Origin of the sequence: Listeria cossartiae subsp. cayugensis (genome assembly GCF_014229095.1) — a bacterium.
In the GTDB taxonomy this organism is placed as follows: domain Bacteria; phylum Bacillota; class Bacilli; order Lactobacillales; family Listeriaceae; genus Listeria; species Listeria cayugensis.
Window position 1 is genome coordinate 497,803 of the sequence record NZ_JAARZC010000002.1, and the last position, 25,452, is coordinate 523,254.

27 protein-coding genes, 1 rRNA gene and 1 other annotated feature are annotated in these 25,452 nt (G+C 40.5%); of the genes, 22 read left to right on the forward strand and 6 right to left on the reverse strand.

The features are described from left to right. Window positions 1-2 precede the first annotated feature (2 nt). The 14 genes from smc to HCB49_RS09640 all read left to right on the forward strand — a co-directional run bounded on the left by smc (window position 3) and on the right by HCB49_RS09640 (window position 15,092). Window positions 3-3,563, forward strand: a complete 3,561-nt coding sequence (gene smc / locus HCB49_RS09575) for a chromosome segregation protein SMC (RefSeq protein WP_185604798.1) — start codon at window positions 3-5, stop codon at window positions 3,561-3,563. 14 nt (window positions 3,564-3,577) lie between these two features. Then, complete coding sequence (ftsY, locus tag HCB49_RS09580; RefSeq protein WP_185396883.1) at window positions 3,578-4,564, forward strand: signal recognition particle-docking protein FtsY; 987 nt, start codon at window positions 3,578-3,580, stop codon at window positions 4,562-4,564. A 112-nt stretch (window positions 4,565-4,676) separates the two neighbouring features. Next, window positions 4,677-5,009 carry a putative DNA-binding protein gene (locus HCB49_RS09585; protein ID WP_008948146.1) on the forward strand — a complete coding sequence of 111 codons (333 nt, stop codon included), beginning with the start codon at window positions 4,677-4,679 and terminating at the stop codon, window positions 5,007-5,009. A gap of 12 nt (window positions 5,010-5,021) precedes the next feature. Further along, window positions 5,022-6,374, forward strand: a complete 1,353-nt coding sequence (gene ffh, locus HCB49_RS09590) for a signal recognition particle protein (RefSeq protein ID WP_185391991.1) — start codon at window positions 5,022-5,024, stop codon at window positions 6,372-6,374. Between the two features lie 141 nt (window positions 6,375-6,515). Next, window positions 6,516-7,415 carry a tyrosine/lipid phosphatase LipA gene (gene lipA / locus HCB49_RS09595; protein ID WP_185604799.1) on the forward strand — a complete coding sequence of 300 codons (900 nt, stop codon included), beginning with the start codon at window positions 6,516-6,518 and terminating at the stop codon, window positions 7,413-7,415. Between the two features lie 479 nt (window positions 7,416-7,894). Further along, entirely contained in the window at window positions 7,895-9,805 is a 1,911-nt protein-coding gene (locus tag HCB49_RS09600; RefSeq protein WP_185604822.1) for an Lmo1799 family Asp-Ala repeat surface protein, read from the forward strand. A 73-nt stretch (window positions 9,806-9,878) separates the two neighbouring features. Beyond that, the gene (locus HCB49_RS09605) at window positions 9,879-11,537 is read left to right on the forward strand and encodes a glycoside hydrolase family protein (protein WP_185604800.1); all 1,659 of its coding nucleotides are present in this window, start codon (window positions 9,879-9,881) and stop codon (window positions 11,535-11,537) included. Between the two features lie 102 nt (window positions 11,538-11,639). Continuing rightward, a complete protein-coding gene (gene rpsP, locus HCB49_RS09610; protein WP_003720111.1) occupies window positions 11,640-11,912 on the forward strand; it encodes a 30S ribosomal protein S16 in 273 nt (90 codons plus the stop codon). A 16-nt stretch (window positions 11,913-11,928) separates the two neighbouring features. Then, window positions 11,929-12,159, forward strand: coding sequence for a KH domain-containing protein (locus HCB49_RS09615; RefSeq protein ID WP_003728421.1), 231 nt, complete (start codon window positions 11,929-11,931; stop codon window positions 12,157-12,159). 110 nt (window positions 12,160-12,269) lie between these two features. Then, window positions 12,270-13,004 (forward strand): gamma-glutamyl-gamma-aminobutyrate hydrolase family protein, encoded by a 735-nt coding sequence (locus tag HCB49_RS09620; RefSeq protein WP_185604801.1) that lies wholly within the window; start codon window positions 12,270-12,272, stop codon window positions 13,002-13,004. 27 nt (window positions 13,005-13,031) lie between these two features. Next, on the forward strand, window positions 13,032-13,418 hold the full coding sequence (locus HCB49_RS09625; RefSeq protein ID WP_185391988.1) for a YlqD family protein: 387 nt from the start codon (window positions 13,032-13,034) through the stop codon (window positions 13,416-13,418). Window positions 13,419-13,427: 9 nt separating this feature from the next. Beyond that, on the forward strand, window positions 13,428-13,946 hold the full coding sequence (rimM, locus tag HCB49_RS09630; protein WP_185481523.1) for a ribosome maturation factor RimM: 519 nt from the start codon (window positions 13,428-13,430) through the stop codon (window positions 13,944-13,946). Beyond that, on the forward strand, window positions 13,946-14,683 hold the full coding sequence (gene trmD, locus HCB49_RS09635) for a tRNA (guanosine(37)-N1)-methyltransferase TrmD (protein ID WP_003724048.1): 738 nt from the start codon (window positions 13,946-13,948) through the stop codon (window positions 14,681-14,683). Before rimM ends, trmD begins: the two co-directional genes overlap by 1 nt. A gap of 19 nt (window positions 14,684-14,702) precedes the next feature. Further along, window positions 14,703-15,092: a hypothetical protein gene (locus HCB49_RS09640; RefSeq protein WP_185391985.1), complete on the forward strand. Its 390-nt coding sequence runs from the start codon at window positions 14,703-14,705 to the stop codon at window positions 15,090-15,092. 29 nt (window positions 15,093-15,121) lie between these two features. Here the strand turns inward: HCB49_RS09640 and HCB49_RS09645 are convergent, their stop codons facing one another. Genes HCB49_RS09645 through HCB49_RS09655 form a run of 3 tightly spaced genes read right to left on the reverse strand, consistent with a single transcriptional unit; the run spans window position 15,122 to window position 16,880 of the window. Then, window positions 15,122-15,838 (reverse strand): MBL fold metallo-hydrolase, encoded by a 717-nt coding sequence (locus HCB49_RS09645; protein WP_185481541.1) that lies wholly within the window; start codon window positions 15,836-15,838, stop codon window positions 15,122-15,124. Between the two features lie 20 nt (window positions 15,839-15,858). Then, a complete protein-coding gene (locus HCB49_RS09650; RefSeq protein ID WP_185604802.1) occupies window positions 15,859-16,446 on the reverse strand; it encodes an NAD(P)H-dependent oxidoreductase in 588 nt (195 codons plus the stop codon). After that, the gene (locus tag HCB49_RS09655) at window positions 16,446-16,880 is read right to left on the reverse strand and encodes a MerR family transcriptional regulator (RefSeq protein ID WP_185604803.1); all 435 of its coding nucleotides are present in this window, start codon (window positions 16,878-16,880) and stop codon (window positions 16,446-16,448) included. Before HCB49_RS09655 ends, HCB49_RS09650 begins: the two co-directional genes overlap by 1 nt. A gap of 207 nt (window positions 16,881-17,087) precedes the next feature. Here HCB49_RS09655 and rplS point away from each other — a divergent pair, with 207 nt between their 5' ends. From rplS to rplT, 4 genes are all read left to right on the forward strand, one after another. Next, window positions 17,088-17,432 (forward strand): 50S ribosomal protein L19, encoded by a 345-nt coding sequence (gene rplS, locus HCB49_RS09660; protein ID WP_003728425.1) that lies wholly within the window; start codon window positions 17,088-17,090, stop codon window positions 17,430-17,432. Between the two features lie 159 nt (window positions 17,433-17,591). Then, window positions 17,592-17,730: a sequence feature (ribosomal protein L20 leader region), on the forward strand. Between the two features lie 82 nt (window positions 17,731-17,812). Next, entirely contained in the window at window positions 17,813-18,328 is a 516-nt protein-coding gene (gene infC, locus HCB49_RS09665) for a translation initiation factor IF-3 (protein WP_010958948.1), read from the forward strand. Between the two features lie 21 nt (window positions 18,329-18,349). Further along, entirely contained in the window at window positions 18,350-18,550 is a 201-nt protein-coding gene (gene rpmI / locus HCB49_RS09670) for a 50S ribosomal protein L35 (RefSeq protein ID WP_003720098.1), read from the forward strand. Window positions 18,551-18,589: 39 nt separating this feature from the next. Next, the gene (gene rplT / locus HCB49_RS09675) at window positions 18,590-18,949 is read left to right on the forward strand and encodes a 50S ribosomal protein L20 (protein WP_003720097.1); all 360 of its coding nucleotides are present in this window, start codon (window positions 18,590-18,592) and stop codon (window positions 18,947-18,949) included. Window positions 18,950-18,989: 40 nt separating this feature from the next. Here the strand turns inward: rplT and HCB49_RS09680 are convergent, their stop codons facing one another. After that, entirely contained in the window at window positions 18,990-19,745 is a 756-nt protein-coding gene (locus HCB49_RS09680; protein WP_185604804.1) for an exodeoxyribonuclease III, read from the reverse strand. Between the two features lie 83 nt (window positions 19,746-19,828). On the opposite strand from HCB49_RS09680, the gene HCB49_RS09685 reads away from it, so the two are divergent. Both HCB49_RS09685 and pepT read left to right on the forward strand, forming a co-directional pair. Next, the gene (locus HCB49_RS09685) at window positions 19,829-20,359 is read left to right on the forward strand and encodes a DUF1697 domain-containing protein (protein ID WP_185604805.1); all 531 of its coding nucleotides are present in this window, start codon (window positions 19,829-19,831) and stop codon (window positions 20,357-20,359) included. A 57-nt stretch (window positions 20,360-20,416) separates the two neighbouring features. Then, the gene (gene pepT, locus HCB49_RS09690; protein ID WP_185481514.1) at window positions 20,417-21,649 is read left to right on the forward strand and encodes a peptidase T; all 1,233 of its coding nucleotides are present in this window, start codon (window positions 20,417-20,419) and stop codon (window positions 21,647-21,649) included. A 20-nt stretch (window positions 21,650-21,669) separates the two neighbouring features. On the opposite strand, the gene HCB49_RS09695 is transcribed toward pepT, so the two are convergent. Continuing rightward, window positions 21,670-22,032 carry a hypothetical protein gene (locus HCB49_RS09695; protein ID WP_185604806.1) on the reverse strand — a complete coding sequence of 121 codons (363 nt, stop codon included), beginning with the start codon at window positions 22,030-22,032 and terminating at the stop codon, window positions 21,670-21,672. Between the two features lie 49 nt (window positions 22,033-22,081). Beyond that, the gene (locus HCB49_RS09700) at window positions 22,082-22,855 is read right to left on the reverse strand and encodes an ABC transporter ATP-binding protein (protein ID WP_185604807.1); all 774 of its coding nucleotides are present in this window, start codon (window positions 22,853-22,855) and stop codon (window positions 22,082-22,084) included. Between the two features lie 65 nt (window positions 22,856-22,920). Here HCB49_RS09700 and HCB49_RS09705 point away from each other — a divergent pair, with 65 nt between their 5' ends. Together HCB49_RS09705 and HCB49_RS09710 are read left to right on the forward strand one after the other, a co-directional pair. After that, window positions 22,921-23,526, forward strand: coding sequence for an HD domain-containing protein (locus HCB49_RS09705; protein WP_185604808.1), 606 nt, complete (start codon window positions 22,921-22,923; stop codon window positions 23,524-23,526). 339 nt (window positions 23,527-23,865) lie between these two features. Further along, window positions 23,866-25,415 (forward strand): 16S ribosomal RNA (locus tag HCB49_RS09710). Window positions 25,416-25,452: the final 37 nt, after the last annotated feature.

A 25,452-nucleotide genomic window follows, 5' to 3' on the forward strand; every position in this document is an offset into this window, starting at 1 on the left:
ACATGTTATTAAAACGATTAGAAATGAATGGCTTTAAATCCTTTGCTGACAAAGTTGCGATAGATTTCGTGCCCGGCATGACTGCAGTTGTAGGACCAAATGGCAGCGGGAAAAGTAATATTACAGAAGCAATCCGCTGGGTACTTGGTGAGCAGTCCGCTAAATCGCTCCGTGGTGGCCGAATGGGCGACGTTATTTTTGCTGGAAGTGATACGCGTAAGCCGATTAATTTTGCCGAAGTATCACTTATTCTCGAAAATGAAGACCATTTTTTACCACTTGATTATAGCGAAGTAGCTGTTACTAGACGGATTTATCGTAATGGTGATAGTGAATTTTTAATTAATAAAGAGAATTGTCGACTGAAAGATATTGTCGATTTATTTATGGATTCTGGACTTGGACGGGAATCTTTTTCGATTATTTCACAAGGGAAAATTGATGAAATCCTGAATAGTAAACCAGAAGAACGTCGCTCGATTTTTGAAGAAGCAGCCGGCGTATTAAAATATAAGCATCGTAAAAAACAAGCAGAAAATAAATTATTTGAAACGGAAGAAAATTTAAACCGCGTTCAAGATATTTTGTATGAGTTAGAAGGGCAACTAGAGCCACTTGAAATGCAAGCTTCTATTGCCAAGGATTACTTATTCCAACAAGAAGAACTGGAAAAATATGAAGTGACCTTACTAGCGAGCGAAATCAGCTCTCTAACAGCCAAACTAGCCGAAGTACGCAAAGAATTTGGCGAAAACCAAACTGTTTTAATTAAGTTGCGCGAAGAATTACATGCCGAAGAAGCGGTTATTTCACGTGAAAAACAAGCGCTGAATGAAACCGATATTGCGCTAGATACTTTACAAGAACGTCTTTTAGTGGAAACAGAAAAACTCGAACAACTAGAAGGGGAACGTAATCTTCAATTAGAACGTAAAAAACATAGTAGCGAAAATGAACAAGTGTACGCGGAAACTTTAGCAGCAATCACCGAAAAAATTACTGCTTTGGAAGAGCAAAAAGAAGTTCTGAGCAGCTCGAAACTTGAAAAAGAGACAGCACTAGAAATTGCTATAAAAGCGAAAAAAGAGCTAGAAGCGACTTTAGCTAAATACGATGACTTATCCGAAGAAGCAATCGAAAACCGCAAAAGTGATTATATTGATTTGCGCCACACGCAGACGACAATCAATAATGACTTAGGTTATATTGAGCGCCAAATCGGTCAAATCACGAGTCGAATCGACAAATTGGATTTAGAAAATAGTCACCATGTCGATGATAGAAAAGATATGCTATCGCAAATCGAAACAACCAAAACACATTTAACGAAAATCCAAAGTGAGCTCACGGAACAAATGGAAATTTACCGTGAAGTGCAGCAAACATTGGCTAAACAAGAAGGCATTTTCGGCACGCAAGAACGTGCGCTATACAAGCATTATGAAACAGTACAACAAATGAAATCGCGGAAGGAAACATTAGAGGAGTTGGCGGATGATTATGCTGGCTTTTTCCAAGGTGTCCGTGAAGTGTTAAAAGCGAAAAAAGAAATTCCGGGCATTCTCGGCGCGTTAGTTGAACTCGTTGATATTCCAGCGAAGTACCAACAAGCAATGGAAACAGCGCTTGGAGCCAGTGCGCAGAACGTTGTCGTAGAAGATGACCGAGTTGCTCGTGAGGCTATCAGTTTCTTGAAGAAAACGAAAAGCGGCCGCGCAACTTTCTTACCACTTTCGACTATTCAACCGCGCGAACTACCAGCTGCAACGAAAAACGCTTTAAGCAATCAACCTGCGTTTATTGCGCTTGCTAGTGAAGTTATTTCTTTTGATCAAAAAGTTTCGCCAGTAATTTTAAATGCGTTAGGTACAACGATTTTAGCAAAAGATTTAAAAGGGGCAAATACACTTGCTCGGTTAGTTAATTTCAGGTATCGGATTGTGACACTGGAAGGTGATGTGGTTAATGCCGGCGGTTCCATGACTGGTGGAGCAACAAAAGGCGGAAAATCCTCTATCCTAACAAGAAAACATGAACTAGGTCAATTAGCAGAGAAAATCGCTGAGCTGAACGAATCCACGCGTGAAATGGAATCCGCGGTGCAACTTGCGAAAGATAGCATGGCGAAAAAACGCGAAGAACTCGAAGAAACACGCGGCATTGGTGAAAATTTACGTTTACAAGAAAAAGAATTACTTGGAAAACTAGACCGCGAAACCGAGAATTTAGAGCGTTTTAATAAACAATTACAACTATATGATATTGAAAAAGCAGACGGTAGCGAAGAATTAAATAAACTACTGGAGCGAAAAGAAACTTTACTGAAAGAACAAGTTGAAATCGCGCAACAAATCGAAACAACCGATGAAGAAATCAAAGCGATGACAAGTTCAAGTAAAGCATTAGAAAGTAAACGCGCAGCTGATTTAGAAAGCCTGTCATCCCTGAAAGCGCAAATCGCCGCCAAACGAGAGCAACTTCAATCAGCTACAGAAGCAGTCGAACGTGTCACAACAACACTACATGAAAATTACGAACAAAAAGAAGCAGCTGAACAAAAACTTGCTTCCTTAAAAACAAATCTAACAAGCGTTCATACAAGCGAAGAATCAGCTCGAAAATCCATCGAAGAACTGCGCAAGGATAAAGCAGAAACAAGCGAAAAACTTACGCAAACCAGACAAGCTCGCGCTGAACTGCAAGAAAAACTAGAACTCTTAGAAGCTGAATTAACACAAAAAAATAACCAAATCAGTTTTTACGTGGAGCAAAAAAATAATGCGGAAATCAGTATCGGCCGTTTAGAAGTAGACATTACGAACCGAATCGACCGTCTACAAGAAGCTTATTTACTAACACCTGAGCAAGCTGAAGAAAAAATCTTGCCAGAAGTAGACACCGAACAAGCTCGTTCGAAAGTTCGTTTATTAAAACGTTCGATCGACGAACTCGGTATCGTCAATATCGGTGCTATCGAAGAATTCGACCGTATCCAAGAACGTTTTGACTTCCTAAACGGGCAACAAGCGGATTTACTTGCCGCAAAAGAGACGCTCTTCAAAGTTATGGATGAAATGGACGAAGAAATGAAAATCCGTTTTAGTGAGAGTTTTGAAGCCATAAAAACGGAATTTGCCATTGTTTTCCCAGAATTATTTGGCGGCGGAAGCGCGGAACTGGTTCTCCTTGATCCAGAAAATCTTTTAACAACCGGGATTGATATCGTCGTTCAACCTCCAGGCAAAAAACTGCAAAACTTATCACTTCGTTCTGGTGGAGAGCGTGCATTAACTGCTATTGCTTTACTCTTCGCTATCATTCGCGTTCGTCCAGTACCATTCTGTATTTTGGATGAGGTAGAAGCAGCTCTAGATGAAGCGAACGTTACGCGATTCAGCCGTTACTTGAAGCAATTCGAGTCCGGCACGCAGTTTATCGTAATCACGCACCGTAAAGGAACAATGGAAGAAGCCGACGTATTATATGGTGTTACTATGCAAGAGTCCGGCGTCTCCAAACTAGTATCGGTTCGCTTAGAAGAAACAGCCGAACTCATTAAATAAAAGGAGTAAACAAAATGACCTTTTTTAAAAAATTAAAAGATAAAATTACCCAGCAAACGGATTCTGTTTCTGGAAAATTTAAAGACGGCTTATCTAAAACACGTGGCAACTTTTCCGGAAAAATTAACGAAATGGTTGCGCGCTATCGTAAAGTAGATGAAGATTTTTTTGAAGAACTTGAAGAAATTCTTATCGGAGCGGACGTTGGCTTTGAAACAGTAATGGAGCTAGTCGATACGCTGCGCCGCGAAGTACAGCTTAGAAACATCAGCGATCCAAAAGATGTCCAAGAAGTAATTGTCGAAAAATTAGTTGAGATTTATCAAGGCGACGAAAAAGAAGATGAGGCTCTTCATATCGAAGAAAACGGCCTAACAGTTATCCTATTTGTTGGTGTGAATGGGGTTGGTAAAACAACCTCCATCGGAAAAATGGCCCATCGCTTTAAACAAGAAGGCAAAAAAGTCATGCTAGCTGCTGGTGATACATTCCGAGCTGGCGCGATTGATCAACTTGAAGTTTGGGGCGAGCGCACCGGTGTGGATGTGATTAAACAAGCCGAGGGAAGCGACCCTGCTGCTGTTATGTTTGATGCCGTTCAAGCTGCAAAAGCGCGTAAAGCAGATATTTTACTTTGCGATACAGCCGGTCGTTTGCAAAATAAAGTCAATCTAATGAATGAATTAGAAAAAGTAAAACGTGTCATTACACGCGAAATTCCAAATGCGCCGCACGAAGTTTTACTAGTACTTGACGCAACAACTGGTCAAAACGCCTTTGTTCAAGCGAAACAATTTAAAGAAACAACGGACGTAACAGGTATTATCCTCACAAAGCTAGACGGGACTGCCAAAGGTGGTATCGTCATCGCAATCCGCAACGAACTGGATATTCCAGTAAAATTCGTCGGTCTTGGGGAACAAATGGACGACTTGCAAGCCTTTGATGCAAATGAATATGTTTATGGCTTATTTGCTGATATGGTTGATAACGAAAAATAATCAGAGAAAGCCGAATGATACTCGTCATTCCGGCTTTTTTCTCTTTTGTTTAACCTTCCTTGACATTCCCGCGATTTCCCCGTATCCTTTAAAAGGAGAGAGGTGAAACGCCTTGTTTGAGAAGACAAACCGGATGAATTTATTATTTGATTTTTACCAAGAATTATTAACAACAAAACAAAAAGCTTATGTTTCTTTTTATTACCTGGACGATTACTCACTTGGCGAAATTGCCGAAGAATTTGAAGTGAGTAGACAAGCCATTTATGATAATATTAAAAGGACTGAAGAAAGCCTAGAAAAATACGAAGAAAAACTAGGGATGCTAAGAAAATATCAACAACGAGAAAAACTCTTTAGTCAATTAGAAGCACAATTAACCAAGAAGAATTTTCTGGACGAGCAAGTGAAAGATACGCTCGAACAGCTTAAAAATATCGATTAGGAGGCCAGAATCATGGCATTTGAAGGACTAGCTGGAAGACTCCAAGAAACAATGAACAAAATTCGCGGCAAAGGGAAGGTAAACGAAGCTGACGTAAAAGAAATGATGCGTGAAGTTCGCCTTGCTCTACTAGAAGCCGATGTTAACTTTAAAGTCGTTAAACAATTTATTAAAACAGTAAGCGAACGTGCTGTTGGCGCGGACGTAATGAAAAGCTTAACACCCGGTCAACAAGTTATCAAAATCGTTCAAGAAGAATTAACAAGCCTAATGGGCGGCGAAGAAAGCAAAATCGGAACAGCAGACCGTCCGCCAACCGTGATTATGATGGTAGGTTTACAAGGGGCTGGTAAAACAACGACTTCCGGCAAGCTTGCTAATTTATTACGCAAAAAATATAACCGTAAACCATTACTTGTCGCAGCTGATATTTATCGACCTGCCGCAATCAAACAATTAGAAACACTAGGCAAACAATTAGATATGCCAGTATTCTCGCTAGGCGACCAAGTAAGCCCGGTCGAAATCGCCAAACAAGCAATTGAAAAAGCCAAAGAAGAACATTTAGACTATGTGATTATCGATACAGCTGGTCGTTTGCACATCGATGAAACGTTAATGGACGAGCTAAAACAAGTTAAAGAGATTGCTAAACCTACGGAAATTCTCTTGGTAGTCGATTCGATGACCGGGCAAGATGCCGTCAATGTTGCGCAAAGCTTCAACGAACAATTAGAAATTACCGGTGTCGTTTTAACGAAACTAGATGGCGATACACGTGGTGGGGCGGCACTTTCGATTCGTTCTGTTACTGGAAAACCAATTAAATTTATCGCAACCGGTGAAAAAATGGAAGCTCTCGAAACCTTCCACCCGGACCGTATGGCTTCCAGAATTCTCGGCATGGGCGATGTGCTTTCCTTGATTGAAAAAGCGCAAACCGATGTAGATGCAGAAAAAATGAAAGCTATGGAACAAAAAATGAAAGACAACAGCATGACGCTAGATGACTTTTTGGACCAATTACAACAAGTAAAACAAATGGGCCCACTAGACGAACTGCTTAAAATGATGCCCGGGGCAAACAAAATGAAAGGCCTCGACAACATGAACGTCGATGATAAACAGCTAGGTCACATTGAAGCGATTATCAAATCAATGACCAAAAACGAAAAAGACAATCCCGATATCATCAATGCTAGCAGAAGAAAACGGATTGCGCGTGGTAGCGGACGCCCAGTACAAGAAATTAACCGTCTCCTAAAACAATTTGCTGAAATGAAAAAAATGATGAAGCAAATGACTGGTGGAGGCAAAGGCAAAAAAGGCAAAAATCCATTCGGCAATTTCAAAATGCCATTTTAATTCAAAAAGCCAAAACCAATTTCCGGTTTTGGCTTTTTTCATACCTTAACACCCTAAAAATCATTTCTTTACAAACCCTTCATTCAACCAATAAATTGCATTGCTATAATGACAATGAAGCTTACAAAAGGAGGAGAAAGAATGAAAAATTGGGTAAAAGTGACAGGAGCAGGGGTATTAAGCGCAACATTATTACTAGGGGGATGCGGAGCGCCCTCAGAAGAAAAAGCAGAAGCAAATGTGAAAACGGAACAACTAAGCATAAAACCAGGAAGCCAAATCAAATTAGAAGGTGCTGTAAACGTCCGCGATTTAGGTGGCTACAAAACAACCGACGGCCAAACTATTAAACCGCACAAACTCATTCGAAGTGCTGAACTCGCTAATCTAAGTGATTCAGATAAGAAGAAACTCGTCAATACATACGATCTTGCTCAAATAGTTGATTTCCGAACGAATTCAGAAGTAACAGCCAAACCAGATCCAAAGCTAACAGGTGTTGCTTATACCCATGATTCAGTCATGAAAGACAACGGTGCATCCACGAGCGCGCAAGATTTAACTGCCAGCCTAGCCAAAATGGATAACCCAGAAACATTTCTAATCAATGCCAATAAAAGTTTTATTACCGATGAAACCTCCATCCAAGCCTATAAAGAATTTTTTGATATACTACTTGCCAACCAAGAAGGCTCCGTTCTGTGGCACTGTACAGCTGGAAAAGACAGAGCTGGATTCGGAACGGCTTTAGTTCTATCTGCGTTAGGCTTGGACAAAGAGACTGTAATAGATGACTATATGTTATCGAATAAATATCGCGCCACTGAAAATAAAAAAGCCATCGAAGCCGTGGCAGCAAAAACCGATAATAAAAAAGTTATCGCTGGAATGACCGCGGTAATGGAAGTTCGTGAATCTTATATCAATGCAGCCTTCGATGAAATTGATGCTAAATATGGCTCGATGGATAACTTCTTAAAAGAAAAACTCGGACTGACAGATGATAAAAAAGAACAACTGAAAAAAGCATATCTTTATTAAAAAAATGAAGCCCTTGAAAAAGGGCTATTTTTTTGCGTACAAATAGGAATAGAAGTGAAGAACCATTCAGAAAAGATTTGTATACAATTGAACGACAATTCATGTAAAGTGAACTATTATAGGTCTTAATACCCTAGGTGGAACAGTGCTAAAGTTTAAATATAAGCTATAAATACGCATATTTGTATAACTTTTAGACTAATAGAATTGAATTGAAGTATTTTTTTGTTCTAGTACTTTTTACTTTAATTTTTAAAAATATACTATATAGTAAAGTTATCTAACGGGTTATAACAACTGGTGGTAGGTTCGAAAAAGAAAGGAGGGCATATTACGAAGATGATTTGAATCTGATATTGGATAAAGGTCCAGGGGATACTTAATAGTTAGCTTATTAATAAAACATAATTTAATACCTTTATTCTGTTTTCAGTTATTTTTCAAAATCAAGAACAATTGATTTTTAAGGGGGAAAAATGATGAAAAAACAGCGTGTAGATTACAGACGGAGATTAGACCAAAAGCGAGCGCAAAAAGCAAAATTAATTGCGGCTCTTATTACAACAACGACAATGATGGTAGCGCCTGTCACTGTTAATTATGATTCTTTTAATCACAAATTTGCCCTGAGTGGTATTCAAGCAGACGCAGCAACAATTGATTTGCTAGGTAACTCTAATTTGAATACACAGTATTCTAATGGGAAATTAGTGATTACTCTTTCTGGGAATCAATTAGTTAGCGCTAGTGCGGTATCTACGTACTATCCATATTTTGAATTACCAAGTGAGCTTTCTTCTATTTTGAGTAATCCAAATATAAGAGCAAATACAAAAATTGATTATAAAATCGCATATCTAGGAATTGGGAATATCGGGTTATTTAATCAAGGAACTATTAATGGTAGTAACTCTACTAATTTCTTTATTGATCCTAGTAGAAATGCGATTGGCGCTAAAGTAAATCATTTACTTGGTGTTGGGGTTAGTAGTGTATCTACTTTCACTTTGACGATTGATTTATTAGCTCTTGGTGTTACGGCGCTTCCTAGTGCAAATGACGGGAAATTGGATTTTGCTGCTAGAACGGGTGACGGGCTTTTGGATATTGATTTGTTGAATAGTAATGCGGCTCGTGGGTTTATTACTACGGATGTTGGGGATGCTGACGCGGATGCAGATGCTGACGCGGATGCAGATGCAGATGCAGATGCCGACGCTGACGCTGATGCCGACGCTGACGCCGATGCTGATGCTGACGCCGATGCGGATGCCGACGCTGATGCGGATGCTGATGCGGATGCGGATGCAGATGCAGATGCAGATGCTGATGCAGATGCTGATGCGGATGCTGACGCCGATGCGGATGCGGATGCTGACGCTGATGCGGATGCTGACGCCGATGCGGATGCTGACGCCGATGCGGATGCGGATGCTGACGCCGATGCTGATGCGGATGCAGATGCTGACGCTGATGCTGATGCGGATGCCGATGCAGATGCTGACGCCGATGCAGATGCTGACGCCGATGCGGATGCGGACGCTGACGCCGATGCGGACGCTGATGCAGATGCTGACGCCGATGCAGATGCTGACGCCGATGCCGACGCGGATGCTGACGCTGATGCGGATGCGGATGCCGATGCGGATGCTGACGCCGATGCGGATGCCGACGTAGACATTGACTGGAGAGATTTCCTAGTTGAAAAACCAACTGTAAATCCAATATACGAAGGAACTAAAACCATCACAGGTTCTTCCATTTATAAAAACATGAATATCAATGCCCTTCTCAAATCATTGCAATCTGACGCCCCAGCTGGAACAGTTTTCTATATTAATTTGACTCTACCAGATGGAACTGTCATTGGTAATGTGTTAATCCATGCAGATGGAACCTATACAATCAATATTCCTAACTATAATTTGAAAGCAGGAGATGTTATTCATCTTCAAGTAACAGCTAAATATGGCGACGAAGTAAAAACAAGTGATGACGTATCAGTAACCGTTCTACCTTTAGTAGACTCTGACGCCGATGCCGATGCCGACGCCGATGCCGACGCCGATGCTGACGCCGACGCCGATGCGGATGCTGATGCGGATGCTGACGCCGATGCGGATGCCGATGCTGACGGAGGAACAAACCCTCCTACCAATGGCGGCGGAACTACTGGAACTTCTAACGGAGGAAGTGGCATAACTGTTTCGAGTATGAATTCGAACGGTTCGGGAACAATGCTTTCCTCTGGCTATAGCGCTGACGGAACAACTTCCATTTCAGCAAGTGATCTCCCATCAACTGGAGATACAAACAGTAGTCTTCCTTGGGTTGGCCTTGGACTCTTCTCACTAGCCGGTGCGTTTTTACTACGTCTTTTCCGTAAATAGAGCCACAAAACATCGATTCCCTGCCGCTAAGTAAATTTTAGCGGCAGGGAAATTATAAAAAGGAGTGGTACATATGCCTTGGAGAGGTGTATTAGATGAACTTGAAAATAAAATTATCGATCAATTAACAGAAGCCGAAGAGCACGCCACTTACAACGGGAAATGGCATGGTTTTTTAACAATCGGTTACAAAAATAAGCGAGCTACTGTCATAAATTTTAGCTATCTTTGCCTAGCCAATTTAATCAACGAAATGAAAAAAAGCGCAATAAAAAATCAAAGTGATGAAGCAATATCTTTTAAAATCGATATTGCAGTAAATTACCAACTGGAAAATTTAGGCGAATGGAATAAAAAAGCGTTAAAAACAAAGAAAAATTATTACAGACGAGGCATTGCCTTAAATGAAAATTTTAAAATGGCTTTAATGGAACAGGAAATTAATGCGAACGCTATCCTTTTACCAGGTGATGAAGGGCTAGCTATCAACGTTGAAAATATGAATAGATATTTAATTCAAACAAATAAAAATCAGGCGCAATTAAACTTAACCGTGGATTCAACCATTGTCACTTTCAATACAGTAGGATGGTTTTTTGACGGGAAGAACATCCATGAGTTAGAAACAAGCGAGCTCGAACACGGTCGCAGAAATACCGAACAATTAACCCCGGATACAGTTTCTGAACTAGTTGGAAATGCTGGGAATTATTTAGCGAGCCAAGTAAATCAAACGGGCGAATTCAACTACGGCTGGTTTGCTTGTTTTGATAAAAAAATTAAACACTACAATAGTTTGCGCCACGCAAGTACAACTTATTCGATGTTAGAAGCTTATGAGTTAACAGAGGACCAAGCTATTTTAGAAGCAGCAACGAGCGCTTTAACCTATTTAGAGCAAAACTTCATTTATGAAAAAGACGATGTAGCTTTTCTAATTGAACCAGAATTACGTGAAGTGAAATTAGGTGGTTCCGCGGCAACATTGCTTGCTTTAACGAAATACATGAAGATTACTGGAACGAAAACCTATTTACCACTATGTCGGAAAATAGCCAATGCGATTCTTTCCTTGCAAGCAGACGACGGGAAGTTTACGCATGTTTTGGAATATCCTTCCTTAGAAGTAAAAGACGTTTTTCGGATTATTTACTACGACGGAGAGGCGGTATTTGGCTTACTTCGCTTATATGAAATTGACCGCGATTCCAAATGGTTAGACGCAGCAGCAAAATCGTTTGATCATTTTATTCGCGATAACTACTGGCAAAATCATGATCACTGGTTGAGCTACTGCGCTAATGAAATCACGAAATATATTCCAGATGCGGCATACTACGAATTCGGATTAAAAAATGCGTTTGACAACCTGCCGTTTATTTACGAGCGCGAAACCACTTTTCCAACATTTTTAGAGCTTACGGTCGCTACAAAAGAAATGTCACTCCGGATGGAAACAGAAGGGCTAGGAACGTTACTGCGGGATTACCCGCTAGACGAACTAGAAAAAACTATTAACAAACGCGCGCTTTACCAATTAAATGGCTACTTTTATCCAGAGCTTGCGATGTACTACAAAAATCCAGCCAGAATAGACGGGAGTTTCTTCATTCGCCACCAGTCTTTCCGCGTCAGAATTGATGATGTAGAGCATAATATTTCCGGATATGTGCGCTATTATCACCTTCTAAAACAAGGAAAACTAAGCAATAAAGCCGAAACTGTAAAATAAAAAGAAAAAAATATCCTCTGTAAAGAAAAAACACTTTACAAACAAATCCTTTACTGGTAATATATATACTTGTGTAAGACTTTATGGAGGTGTAATTAAACTATGGCAGTTAAAATTCGTTTAAAACGTATTGGTTCTAAAAAGAAACCTTTCTACCGTATTGTAGTCGCTGATTCTCGTTTCCCACGTGATGGCCGTTCGATCGAAACTATTGGTACTTATAATCCATTACTTGATCCGGTTGAAGTGAAAATCGACGAAGAAGCAACTTTAAAATGGATGCATAATGGTGCGAAACCATCTGATACAGTTCGCAATCTTCTTAGCCGCGAAGGTATCATGGAAAAATTCCATAACCAAAAATTAGGTAAATAAGGAGGTCTCGGCGCGAATGGAAGAACTCATTCTCTCAATCGTGAAACCCCTTGTTGACCACCCGGAAGACGTTGTTATTACGCCGGAAGAAACGGATACATCGTTAACCTACAAATTGTCTGTCAGTAAAGAAGACATGGGACGCGTGATTGGTAAGCAAGGTCGTATTGCGAAAGCGATTCGTACTCTTGTCTATGCAGTTGGCTCCAAAAACGATAAGAAGATTCGTCTTGAAATTATCGAATAACAAAAACTCGTCAATTTGGCGAGTTTTTTTATAACTTTTTTTAAATAATCATCATAGAAGCAATTACCTCACCAAATGTTGTAAAATAGAATAGAAATGGAGGAATTGTGATGAAGCCAGTTATTGGAATTACAGGAAACAGATTAGTAAAAGGTGTCGACGTTTTTTACGGACACCGTGTAACCTATACGCAACAGCGATATGTAGATGCAATTCAAACAGTTGGCGGATTTCCTATCGCTTTACCAATAGATGACCCGTCTGTTGCCGTTCAAGCAATTTCTCTCGTAGATGGGTTGCTTTTAACCGGTGGACAAGACATTACGCCACAATTTTATTTAGAAGAACCATCCCAAGAAATCGGGGCTTATTTCCCACCGCGGGACAGCTATGAAATCGCCTTAGTTCGAGCAGCATTAGACGCAGGTAAACCCATTTTCGCAATTTGCCGTGGGATGCAACTCGTGAATGTAGCGTTAGGCGGCTCACTTTATCAAGATATTAGCCAAGTCGAAACGAAAGCATTACAACATTTACAGCGCGTTGATGAACAACTCGGCTCCCATACAATTGATATCGAGCCAACGAGCGAGCTTGCCAAACATCATCCAAATAAAAAATTAGTCAACTCGCTGCATCACCAATTTATCAAAAAATTAGCGCCAAGTTTTAAAGTAACAGCCCGCACTGCGGATGGAATGATTGAAGCAGTGGAAGGGGATAATTTGCCAAGTTGGTACTTAGGTGTTCAGTGGCATCCAGAATTAATGTTCCAAACAGATCCAGAAAGTGAACAATTATTCCAGGCATTAGTAGATGAATCCAAAAAAACTATGGTAAAATAAGGAGATAATCGCTAGTGGAGGTGTCCAGTGGAAATCATCCAAAAAGTTGTCGTCAAACAAATTTTAACCGAAGCAAGTAAGCAAGAATTAATCGAGTATTATACCGATCAAAAACGACAAATTGAACAAGAATGCGATCAATTACATTTCGAACAAAAGAAAATGGAACGAAAAAGCAAATTTCAACCAGAACGAGTGGCTGATTACTTTACCCATGAACTCGACATTCGCCGGGAAAAGAAAAAATTAATCCAGTTTCAAATGGAACAATTAGAAGTCCTCGAACTTGGTAGTGAAATTCGCGAACGAGAAATGGAAACAATTATCGATGTACAAGTAGGAGACAAGTGGGATAAATCCATTTTTGACAAAACAATTGTAGTTAAAGATGGAATCATAGTAGAAATACGCTAGAGGTGACTTATGGAGAAAATGTATAATGTAGGAAAAATTGTTAATACCCATGGATTAATTGGTGAAATTCGCGTTATCGCAACGACCGATTTTCCAGATGAGCGGTTCCAAGTAGGAAATACCGTGTACTTATTCGAAAAAAATAGCAAGAAGCCAGAAAAACTAATCATTCGTTCGCACCGTAAACATAAAAACTTTGATTTACTTATGTTTGAAGGGTTCACAGGAATTCATCAAGTGGAACGCATGAAAGAAGGCGTACTTAAAATCAAAGAAACGCAACAAACCGATTTAGAAGAAAACGAATTTTATTTTCATGAAATCATCGGCTGCACCGTTGTGACGACTGACGGCGAAGAACTTGGTGAAATCACCGAAATTCTAACACCAGGCGCAAATGACGTTTGGGTCGTAAAAGGCGCAGACAAAAAAGAAAAACTGATTCCTTATATTGCGGATGTAGTGAAAGAAATCAATACTAATGACAAAAAAATTACCATCGAAGTAATGGAAGGGCTGCTAGATTAATGAAAATTGACATTCTATCCATTTTCCCAGATATGTTTTCGGGAGTGACCGGGAATTCAATTATTAAAAAAGCGATCGAAAATGAGCGTGTCGCGGTTGAAGTGACTGATTTCAGGGAATATGCAGAAGGAAAGCATCATATTGTCGATGACTATCCTTACGGCGGTGGCGCGGGTATGTTGCTTAAAGCCCAGCCGATATTCGATGCTGTTCAAGCTGTCAAAGAAAAACAGCCAGAAACAAAGCCAAGAGTTATTTTAATGGACCCAGCCGGCAAACGTTTCAACCAAAAAATGGCAGAAGAATTTGCCGAAGAAGAGCATCTTGTCTTCATTTGCGGTCATTACGAAGGGTACGATGAACGAATTCGCGAACACTTAGTGACCGATGAAGTTTCGATTGGGGACTATATTCTAACCGGTGGCGAAATTGGTGCGATGATCGTGATGGACAGCGTTATCCGTCTTTTGCCAGGTGTGCTTGGTAATAAAGACTCTGCTGTAACTGATTCATTCTCGACGGGTCTACTTGAACATCCGCATTACACGCGACCAGCTGATTTTCGTGGAATGAAAGTGCCAGATATTTTACTCAGCGGGAATCACGCTTGGATAGAAGAATGGCGCGACAAAGAATCGCTCAAAAGAACCTATGAACGCCGCCCAGATTTACTAAAAAACTATCCCTTAACAGACAAGCAAAAGACTTGGCTCAAAGAATGGTCCGACAGTAAATAAAAAAAGGACGTGATTTTAAATGGCAATTTTCGGAACTCCAGAAGAAAAAGAATCCAAAAAATCCGAACGTCAAAAAGAACGAGAAGCCTATGTGCAAGAAGAAAACGATCAAAAACGAATTGGCCAAAAATGGCAAGATGTTCAGGTCTCTACCGGACCAATTAATGTGAATCATGACATCCTAACCGTTGTATTCGCCAAAAGCGTCCGCCCAAGAATCAAAAGCGACCCAGAAGCATACTTAGAAACAGTAGGCTTTGAAAATCTACTCCAAGAATTACAAAAGAAAGCTTTAGATGCGGGTGGAAATGGTTTAATTCATTGTTCGTTCACTGAGCAATTCGTTGATGGACTCGTTTATCAATTAGCATACGGAACAGCCGTCAACATTAAAATTACGAGATTCTAGAAAAAACTAGAAAACCAGCAGTTGGTTTTCTAGTTTTTTTGATTAGTAAGTTGTTTATTTGCCCGATCAAGCACGCTCTTTAAGTCAAAATCAGCCATTGATTTAATTGGTCCATGCCCACAAGCAATTTCCGTCACATCAAACAGCTGCAAATTTTCCGCTGAAAGAATACTTGTCGAAAGATCCCAAGACCCCATCGCTGGAAAAGGAAACAACAACCGTTTCTCCCCACAAATAGCCGCTCCACCTCGCGTTTGAAATAAATCTCCAACAAACAAATGTCCATTGCGCTCATCAAAAAAGGAAATCGAACCAGGGGTATGTCCTGGAGTATCAATAATTAACAATGAGCCAATCATATCGCCATCTTTTAAAACATGGTTAATTTTCACAGGGAACGCATCTGGATAACTACCTTTTAACGGTTTCTGCGTTTCAAAAGCATAAATTTCTTTCGTCTCTACAAGCAACTTTTCCCTACTTCCAATCATCACAAGTGCTTCAGGAAAAGCCGCCTTCACCGCGACCAAACCACCAATATGGTCACCATGCGCGTGTGTTAGTAGAATTCGTTTTAAAGGTAATTTTAATTTGTGGATGAGTGAAATAATCCCTTTTGCATGTGCTAAAATCCCCGTATCAATCAATGTTAAACCATCTTTTTCCAATACCAAATAACAATTAACTGGAAATAGGTGCGGCAAGGTAGTTATTTGCCAATATTGATGTTTGGCAGTAATTTTCATCAAAAAACCTTCTTTCTAAATCACTTTTTTAATAAGAAACGAACATCTTTTTTAGCCGCGCGAGTAATTTTATTATTATAGTAGTCATCGGATTTGCGAATAGAGAGGTCCAGTCGGTCGATTGCTGTCGCTTTTACAGAAAGAACGCCACTCATCCATAACGGATAACGCAAGGCAGTGAGGGCAGGGCGAGCAAACAGCCGATGTTGTAACTCCATGCCGCCAACCGTATAAATTAGCCGCGCCCGTTTTTTTCGCCAAGGTCCCGTAAAGAAATACTTTTTATCTTTAAAACTATAACTCTCACCGCGCCAAAATAAATGATCAATCAAGCCTTTCAGCACAGCAGGAACGTTATACCACCAAACCGGATAAGAAAACAACAATAGGTCAGCGGAAACTACATCTTGTTTGAGAGTAATCAAATCCGCCGTTTGCTCTGTTCGATAGCCATCAGGTAAATTAGGGTCGAACGCTAACTCGCGAACATCATACGTTTTCACTTCGATAGTTGGATGCTCTTCAAATAAAGCTAAATATTTCTGAAACATATCCCTAGATGTTCCTTCTTCACGCGGGTCACCAATGATTGCCACAACCTTAGCCATTAAAACCCATCCTTCCTGATGTCAGTAAAAATATGCTCGACAAAGGTATTCACATCATTTTGAACAGTGGAATAATCTTGAACTTCATCAATTTGCGGCAATTCTTCTAAAAGAGCAGCGATTTTCGTATAATGTGCAATCATCTGTTTAATTTCCGCCGCTTTAAGTGCAAGCAATTCCTTCGACGCCGTATTACAAGAAACAGAAGGCTCACTCCTTAACCATTCCATCATCAGCTTTATTTCAGAAAGGGAAAAGCGAGCGTATTTCATCACCAGAATAAACTTTATTTCTAATAAGTGTTCTGCGTTATAAACACGATACCCGTTTTCCAAGCGATTAGGTACAATTATTTTGTTTTTTTCATAATATCGTAATGTATCCGCTGAAATCCCCACGTAGGCAGCCATTTCTTTCACCGTCCATTGTTCCATATCCGACACCTCCATTTGATATACTAAAGGTAACATTGAACCATACTCCAAGGTCAAGCTTTTTTATCAAAGAAAAAGTAAGAAAAAAACTTTACAGCCAAACTAGTTTATGGTAACCTGAATAAGGTGACTGGAGAAACCAGTCTGATAACGATATTCCGCTTCATTATTAATATGAATGAATGTTTGTTGGAAGGAGAGAATAACATGAACAAACTGATTGATGAAATCACAAAAAGTCAACTAAACCCAGATGTTCCAAATTTCCGTCCGGGTGATACTGTACGTGTACATGCGAAAGTAGTCGAAGGTACTCGCGAACGTATCCAATTATTCGAAGGCGTTGTAATCAAACGTCGCGGAGCTGGAATCAGCGAAACTTTCACTGTTCGTAAAATTTCTAACAGTGTTGGCGTGGAACGTACTTTCCCAGTACATACTCCACGTATCGCAAAATTAGAAGTTATCCGTCGTGGTAAAGTACGTCGTGCGAAACTTTACTACCTACGTAACCTACGTGGTAAAGCGGCTCGTATTAAAGAAATTCGTTAATCATTTAACGGCTGAAACCCTTGAGAAATCAAGGGTTTTTGTTTTCTTCAGTTGTAGTAACATTGATTGAAATTATTCTTTTCAAATTGTAAGAAATAAAAATAACTAATTCACCTTGACACCAAAAACCCCATATGATATAGTAAGTAAGGTTATTAAACAAGAAAGAAGGAGCAACCCGCTTCTCGCCTCGTTAACACGAACGTTTTCAGGCAAAAAATTCAAACTTTCATCGCGTTACATGCGCGATTTTGAATGTGCGGGATTGCTGAAAAGCAGCCCGTTTTTTTATGGCCTCTGAACGAACGAGTTAGCAGGCCGCAGATTTGAACAGCTATTTTCTATCTTGTTGTAACAAATTTAAGTGGAGGTGGCTCACCATTAGCAAAGACATGTTGGTAAACGATGGGATTCGTGCACGCGAAGTAAGATTGATCGACCAAGACGGTGAACAATTAGGCGTGAAGAGTAAAATCGATGCGCTTCAAATTGCTGAAAAGGCTAATCTTGATCTAGTGCTTGTTGCTCCAACAGCGAAACCGCCAGTAGCTCGTATTATGGACTACGGTAAATTCCGTTTTGAACAACAGAAGAAAGATAAAGAAGCCCGTAAGAACCAAAAAGTCATCGTAATGAAAGAAGTTCGTTTAAGTCCAACGATTGACGAACATGACTTCGATACGAAGCTACGTAATGCACGTAAATTCCTTGAAAAAGGCGATAAAGTAAAATGCTCTATCCGTTTTAAAGGCCGTGCGATTACACACAAAGAAATCGGTCAGAAGGTGCTTGACCGTTTTGCAAAAGCGTGCGAAGACCTTTGTACAATTGAGCAAAGACCAAAAATGGACGGACGTTCGATGTTCTTAGTCCTAGCACCACTTCATGAAAAGTAAAGTTTTGAGGAGGAAATATTCATGCCAAAAATGAAAACCCACCGCGGTTCCGCTAAACGTTTCAAGAGAACAGGATCTGGAAAATTAAAACGCAGACACGGCTTCACTAGCCATATGTTCGCTAACAAATCCCAAAAACAAAAACGTAAACTGCGTAAATCAGCAATGGTATCAGCTGGCGACTTCAAACGTATTCGTCAAATGGTCGCTAAAATGAAATAAGAGAAACAACATTTTTGTAAATTCTAGGAGGTAGACAATATGCCACGCGTAAAAGGCGGAACAGTAACACGCAAACGTCGTAAAAAGATAGTTAAATTAGCCAAAGGGTATTATGGCTCTAAACATTTATTATTCAAAGTAGCTAACCAAGCGGTAATGAAATCTTACCAATATGCTTATAGAGATCGTCGTCAAAAGAAACGTGATTTCCGTAGATTATGGATCGCACGTATCAATGCGGCAGCTCGTATGCAAGATCTTTCTTACAGCAAATTAATGCACGGCTTAAAATTAGCTGGTATTGATATTAACCGTAAAATGCTTGCAGACTTAGCAGTTAATGATATCGCATCATTCAACACACTTGCTGATTCAGCAAAAAAAGCATTAGCTAAATAATTAAAAAATCCTCACTCTTAGGAGTGGGGATTTTTTTATGTTATAAATTAAGTTCTAGCTCTACAGGACAATGATCCGAACCAAGCACATCCGCATGAATTTTGGCATCCACTAACTTATCTTTCAAACGTTCGGAAACAACAAAATAGTCAATCCGCCAACCAGTATTTCTAGCTCGCGCATTCATTCGGTAAGACCACCAAGAATAAGCATCAGTCAAATCTGGATAAAAATAACGGAAACTATCAATAAATCCAGCATCTAAAAACGCAGAAAATTTCGCGCGTTCCTCATCTGAAAATCCCGCATTTTTACGATTTGTCTTCGGATTTTTTAAATCAATTTCCTCATGCGCAACATTCAAGTCGCCACAAAGCACAACCGGTTTTGTTTTATCCAAGTTTTTCAGATATTCCAAAATCGCATCTTCAAATGTCATCCGATAATCTAATCGTTTCAACTCCGCTTGTGAATTCGGCGTATAAACCGTTACCATAAAGAATTCCTCAAATTCAAGTGTGATAACTCGGCCTTCCGTATCATGCTCTGGAATGCCTAAACCATATTGAACCGATAACGGCTCCACTTTTGTAAAAATCGCAGTACCTGAATAACCTTTTTTCACCGCGTAATTCCAGTAATCTTTATATGCGGGTAAATCCAGTTCAATTTGGCCTTCTTGTAATTTCGTTTCTTGCAAGCAGAAAATATCTGCATCTACTTCTTCAAAATACTCCAAAAAGCCTTTTTTAACAGCCGCTCGAAGTCCATTTACATTCCAAGAAATTAATTTCACCTAAAAAACCTCCCATCACTAATAGTCCTATTATAACGTAATTCGCGTGCTATAATGTAGTTAAACGATTGGGAGGGAAATAGATGCAGAAATACATCGCTTTACTAAGAGCAGTAAACGTTGCTGGGAAAAATAAAGTGAACATGAAAAACTTAAAAGCGGCCTTAGCAGAAGAGGGATTCCAAAACGTAGTAACCTATATCCAAAGTGGAAACCTCGTGCTAAGTTCCATTTTACAAACAGAAACCGAAGTAGCGGCGAAGATAACCGAAGTAATCCAAGCAACATTTGAATTAACTATTGATGTATTCGTATTTTCAGAACAAAATTATAACCAAATCATCGCAAACAATCCTTTTCCACCAGAAACAATTGGCGAAGAAGAACGCTGGATGGCTGCTTTCTATAATGAAAATATCGATATCCCGAGACAAAAAAACGACCAAGCGGAAGTCATCGCCATCGGACGCGTCCTTTATATACACGTTTTCTCCAACCAAATCCATACCTTAAAATTACCAGTTTTCCTTGGCAAATATAAAAAGACCCTGACAACAACACGAAATTGGCGAACAACACTTCAATTACAAACACTACTCGACAGTCAGGAATAGAATTTTTCGAAAATCAAGTTTATAATGAAAAAGAATCAATTTAAGGGAGTGGTCGGAATGAAAGAAGAACTATTAAAACGATTTACAAAATATGTAAAAGTAGATACACAGTCAAATGAAGAAAGCACAGTTTGCCCAACAACTCCAGGTCAAATGGAGCTGGCGAACATTCTCGTTACAGAATTAAAAGAAATCGGCATGCAAGAAGTAACGGTCGACGAATTCGGTTATGTAATGGCAACTCTTCCTTCGAACACAACGAAAGAAGTCCCAGTAATCGGATTTTTAGCCCACCTAGATACAGCAACAGACTTAACAGGAAAAAACGTCCAACCACAAGTGCACGAAAACTACGATGGTAAAGATATCATTCTAAACAAAGATTTAAATGTCGTGCTTTCACCGAAACAATTTCCAGAACTAGCTGATTACAAAGGAAAAACGCTAATCACAACTGATGGAACAACATTACTTGGCGCAGATGATAAAGCAGGCATCACCGAAATCATGGTGGCAATGAACTATTTAATTAACCATCCCGAAATCAAACACGGCAAAATTCGTGTTGCGTTCACACCGGATGAAGAAATTGGCCGAGGACCAGAACGTTTTGACGTAGAGGCATTTGGCGCAAAATATGCTTACACAATGGATGGCGGCCCACTTGGCGAATTAGAATACGAAAGTTTCAACGCTGCTGGAGCCAAAATCACTTTTAATGGTAATAGTGTTCACCCAGGAACAGCCAAAAATAAAATGGTCAACGCAACCAAAATGGCGATGGAATTCGATGCGCGCATTCCAAAAGAAGAAGCACCGGAATATACAGAAGGATACGAAGGTTTTTATCATTTAATCTCCTTAAATGGTGACGTCGAACAAGCTAAATCCTACTATATTATTCGCGACTTCGATCACTTGAAATTCGTGGAAAGAAAAACACATATCGCTACAATCGCCAAAGAACTAGAAGAAAAATATGGCGAAGGATCCGTAGAACTAAAACTCAATGACCAATACTACAATATGCGCGAAAAAATCGAACCAGTTAAAGAAATTGTTGATATCGTGAGTGCCGCAATGCGAAACTTAGATATTGAGCCAAAAATCAGCCCAATTCGCGGCGGAACAGATGGGGCTCAACTTTCGTACAAAGGGCTACCAACACCAAACATTTTCGGCGGGGGAGAAAACTTCCACGGCAAATTCGAATACGTAGCATTAGAAAGTATGGTAAAAGCAACAGAAGTAATCATCGAAGTAGCACGCTTATTTGAAGAAAAAGAATAACGAAAAAAAGTGAGCCTAGATTATCCTAGACTCACTTTTTCTATGCGTTCATTTACTTTGGCAGCAAATACTTTCGCTTCGCCATTCGCTACGAGTAAAGTGTAGCTGTCTTTATTTTTAAGATGTAAAATCAACTTTTTCGTCATCGCAAGCAAACTCACTTTTTGTTCTAACGCTACTATACCTTCATAAGCAAATTTCTTGAGCAAATAAACCTCTTCATTTTCTAAGTAAAAAATCAGCGCATCCTCATTCGAAATCCACAGCCCGGTTAAATCCAGCAGCTCGCCATCCATTTTATAAGCGAACGAACCATAAAGCAGACTCGTATCCATCCCAAGAAGCTCACGAACGCTAGCTTTTGCAATCATCGTTTCATACAAAATATTCCGCTCCTCTACATACGCATTTTTCGTACTCTCACTATACCACTTACTTTGGATACACTGCAATAGAGCCATCTTTTATCCGAATCAACTCCACCGGCTTCTGATAAAAATCCCGAAGAACAGCCTCTTGCAAAAGTTTTTCCGTTTTCCCATGATGAGTTATTTCCCCGTCACGCAGTAAAATGATATTATCGAAGCAAGGGAGAATTTCTTCGGTATGATGCGTAACAAAAAGCATCGTTGGTGAATCAGGCAACTCAGCGATTTTCTTAATCCGCGCTAGTAAACGATCTTTCGCAAATAAATCAAGCCCATTACAAGGTTCATCTAAAATTAGTAACCTAGGATTCGCCATTAAAGCCCGAGCAATTAAAACGATTTGACGCTCTCCTTGAGATAAAATTTTATACGGTTTTCCAATAAGCGTGCCACCACCACAATCAGTAAGCAGCTTTTTCGCTTGGTCAATCTCGTCTGTTGTGACTTTCGCGTAAATACCAATACTTGCAAATTTTCCACTAAGTACAATTTGCTCGCTTAACTCATACTCTTTCAGTTGATGGTCAAGCGCATTACTAACCCAACCAATCGATTTACGCAATTCAGGCAAAGAAGTCTGCCCAAAAACATGCCCAAGTACTTGAAGATTTCCACTGCTAGGCCAAAGATACCCATTTAAAAGTTGGAGTAAAGTAGTTTTACCAGAACCATTAAGTCCAAGTATCGCCCAATTTTCCTTCTCATTCACCACCCAATTAATATCCGACAAAATGGTTTTATTATCCCGTTTTAAATAAACATGTTTAAATTCAAACATCGAATACCCCATTTCCATTTTCTACTATTGTACATGAAAATAACGAAAAAAAGGAGCTAAACACAATGAAGCAAGAAGAAATTATCCAATCCGCCGAAAAATGGATGCAGTCCCATTTCGAAAAGGAAACAACCGGCCACGACTGGGCACATATTCAACGCGTATGGCATTTAAGCAAACAAATCCAAGCGAAAGAAGGCGGAGACCTATTCATTATCGAATTAGCCGCACTATTTCACGACTACAATGACAGCAAACTCACAAATAATCCATTGCAAGCCACTCAAACAATGATTAATTGGATGGAAACAAAAGATATCCCGAAAACATCAATCAATAAAATCATCCGTATTATCCAATCCGTATCATTTAAAAACGGAGCAAATCCACTCCAAGCATTAACAATAGAAGAGAAAATAGTCCAAGATGCCGATCGTTTAGATGCAATTGGCGCAATCGGTATAGCAAGAACATTTACCTATGGAGGCGCGCATAATAGAGAAATAACGAATCACAACCACCCAGAAGAAACCACGCTACAACACTTTTACGATAAATTATTACTCATTCAAGATCAGTTGAAAACAAAGGCAGCCCAAGAACTAGCTATAGAAAAACAACAAATTATGCAGGATTTTATACATGCTTTAGAAAAAGAATTAAAAATATAATCTAAAACGCTTGTATTTCCTAAAAACCTGTTATATAATGATAAAGCTGAATTGATACAAGTTAATTCATCAAAAAAACATTTTAAAAATAGTTGTTGACGCGGTTTCAACTTTATGGTAAGATTTAAAAGTTGCGTTAACAAAGCAACTGACCTTTGAAAACTGAACAAAGAAGAAGACGAAAAGCAATGAGACGTAAAGTCTCACTGGTAATCGCAGGGCAGAAAACAGAAAGCTGTTTTCAACAAAACAAACTAGTAATTTAATTGCTAGCGAAGTCAATTTGACGCAAGGAATCTTATTCACGGTGTTGAATAAGTATTCAAATTCAATTTATATTTTAAAGAGAGTTTGATCCTGGCTCAGGACGAACGCTGGCGGCGTGCCTAATACATGCAAGTCGAACGAACGGAGGAAGAGCTTGCTCTTCCAATGTTAGTGGCGGACGGGTGAGTAACACGTGGGCAACCTGCCTGTAAGTTGGGGATAACTCCGGGAAACCGGGGCTAATACCGAATGATAAGATGTGGCGCATGCCACGCCTTTGAAAGATGGTTTCGGCTATCGCTTACAGATGGGCCCGCGGTGCATTAGCTAGTTGGTAGGGTAATGGCCTACCAAGGCAACGATGCATAGCCGACCTGAGAGGGTGATCGGCCACACTGGGACTGAGACACGGCCCAGACTCCTACGGGAGGCAGCAGTAGGGAATCTTCCGCAATGGACGAAAGTCTGACGGAGCAACGCCGCGTGTATGAAGAAGGTTTTCGGATCGTAAAGTACTGTTGTTAGAGAAGAACAAGGATAAGAGTAACTGCTTGTCCCTTGACGGTATCTAACCAGAAAGCCACGGCTAACTACGTGCCAGCAGCCGCGGTAATACGTAGGTGGCAAGCGTTGTCCGGATTTATTGGGCGTAAAGCGCGCGCAGGCGGTCTTTTAAGTCTGATGTGAAAGCCCCCGGCTTAACCGGGGAGGGTCATTGGAAACTGGAAGACTGGAGTGCAGAAGAGGAGAGTGGAATTCCACGTGTAGCGGTGAAATGCGTAGATATGTGGAGGAACACCAGTGGCGAAGGCGACTCTCTGGTCTGTAACTGACGCTGAGGCGCGAAAGCGTGGGGAGCAAACAGGATTAGATACCCTGGTAGTCCACGCCGTAAACGATGAGTGCTAAGTGTTAGGGGGTTTCCGCCCCTTAGTGCTGCAGCTAACGCATTAAGCACTCCGCCTGGGGAGTACGACCGCAAGGTTGAAACTCAAAGGAATTGACGGGGGCCCGCACAAGCGGTGGAGCATGTGGTTTAATTCGAAGCAACGCGAAGAACCTTACCAGGTCTTGACATCCTTTGACCACTCTGGAGACAGAGCTTTCCCTTCGGGGACAAAGTGACAGGTGGTGCATGGTTGTCGTCAGCTCGTGTCGTGAGATGTTGGGTTAAGTCCCGCAACGAGCGCAACCCTTGATTTTAGTTGCCAGCATTTAGTTGGGCACTCTAAAGTGACTGCCGGTGCAAGCCGGAGGAAGGTGGGGATGACGTCAAATCATCATGCCCCTTATGACCTGGGCTACACACGTGCTACAATGGATAGTACAAAGGGTCGCGAAGCCGCGAGGTGGAGCTAATCCCATAAAACTATTCTCAGTTCGGATTGTAGGCTGCAACTCGCCTACATGAAGCCGGAATCGCTAGTAATCGTGGATCAGCATGCCACGGTGAATACGTTCCCGGGCCTTGTACACACCGCCCGTCACACCACGAGAGTTTGTAACACCCGAAGTCGGTAGGGTAACCTTTATGGAGCCAGCCGCCGAAGGTGGGACAGATAATTGGGGTGAAGTCGTAACAAGGTAGCCGTATCGGAAGGTGCGGCTGGATCACCTCCTTTCTAAGGAAAAGGAAACCTGTGAGTTTTCGTTCTTCTA

What these genes read in the sequence shown, in the direction of transcription:
- HCB49_RS09650 (WP_185604802.1), bottom strand. Translation starts at nt 16,446, where the DNA reads ATGGCTAAGGTTGTGGCAATCATTGGTGACCCGCGTGAAGAAGGAACA.
- pepT (WP_185481514.1), top strand. Translation starts at nt 20,417, where the DNA reads ATGAAAGAAGAACTATTAAAACGATTTACAAAATATGTAAAAGTAGAT.
- ftsY (WP_185396883.1), top strand. Translation starts at nt 3,578, where the DNA reads ATGACCTTTTTTAAAAAATTAAAAGATAAAATTACCCAGCAAACGGAT.
- HCB49_RS09705 (WP_185604808.1), top strand. Translation starts at nt 22,921, where the DNA reads ATGAAGCAAGAAGAAATTATCCAATCCGCCGAAAAATGGATGCAGTCC.
- HCB49_RS09685 (WP_185604805.1), top strand. Translation starts at nt 19,829, where the DNA reads ATGCAGAAATACATCGCTTTACTAAGAGCAGTAAACGTTGCTGGGAAA.
- HCB49_RS09620 (WP_185604801.1), top strand. Translation starts at nt 12,270, where the DNA reads ATGAAGCCAGTTATTGGAATTACAGGAAACAGATTAGTAAAAGGTGTC.
- HCB49_RS09645 (WP_185481541.1), bottom strand. Translation starts at nt 15,838, where the DNA reads ATGAAAATTACTGCCAAACATCAATATTGGCAAATAACTACCTTGCCG.
- rpsP (WP_003720111.1), top strand. Translation starts at nt 11,640, where the DNA reads ATGGCAGTTAAAATTCGTTTAAAACGTATTGGTTCTAAAAAGAAACCT.
- rplT (WP_003720097.1), top strand. Translation starts at nt 18,590, where the DNA reads ATGCCACGCGTAAAAGGCGGAACAGTAACACGCAAACGTCGTAAAAAG.
- lipA (WP_185604799.1), top strand. Translation starts at nt 6,516, where the DNA reads ATGAAAAATTGGGTAAAAGTGACAGGAGCAGGGGTATTAAGCGCAACA.
- rplS (WP_003728425.1), top strand. Translation starts at nt 17,088, where the DNA reads ATGAACAAACTGATTGATGAAATCACAAAAAGTCAACTAAACCCAGAT.
- HCB49_RS09700 (WP_185604807.1), bottom strand. Translation starts at nt 22,855, where the DNA reads ATGTTTGAATTTAAACATGTTTATTTAAAACGGGATAATAAAACCATT.
- smc (WP_185604798.1), top strand. Translation starts at nt 3, where the DNA reads ATGTTATTAAAACGATTAGAAATGAATGGCTTTAAATCCTTTGCTGAC.
- HCB49_RS09600 (WP_185604822.1), top strand. Translation starts at nt 7,895, where the DNA reads ATGAAAAAACAGCGTGTAGATTACAGACGGAGATTAGACCAAAAGCGA.
- HCB49_RS09605 (WP_185604800.1), top strand. Translation starts at nt 9,879, where the DNA reads ATGCCTTGGAGAGGTGTATTAGATGAACTTGAAAATAAAATTATCGAT.
- trmD (WP_003724048.1), top strand. Translation starts at nt 13,946, where the DNA reads ATGAAAATTGACATTCTATCCATTTTCCCAGATATGTTTTCGGGAGTG.
- rpmI (WP_003720098.1), top strand. Translation starts at nt 18,350, where the DNA reads ATGCCAAAAATGAAAACCCACCGCGGTTCCGCTAAACGTTTCAAGAGA.
- HCB49_RS09615 (WP_003728421.1), top strand. Translation starts at nt 11,929, where the DNA reads ATGGAAGAACTCATTCTCTCAATCGTGAAACCCCTTGTTGACCACCCG.
- rimM (WP_185481523.1), top strand. Translation starts at nt 13,428, where the DNA reads ATGGAGAAAATGTATAATGTAGGAAAAATTGTTAATACCCATGGATTA.
- HCB49_RS09655 (WP_185604803.1), bottom strand. Translation starts at nt 16,880, where the DNA reads ATGGAACAATGGACGGTGAAAGAAATGGCTGCCTACGTGGGGATTTCA.
- HCB49_RS09640 (WP_185391985.1), top strand. Translation starts at nt 14,703, where the DNA reads ATGGCAATTTTCGGAACTCCAGAAGAAAAAGAATCCAAAAAATCCGAA.
- ffh (WP_185391991.1), top strand. Translation starts at nt 5,022, where the DNA reads ATGGCATTTGAAGGACTAGCTGGAAGACTCCAAGAAACAATGAACAAA.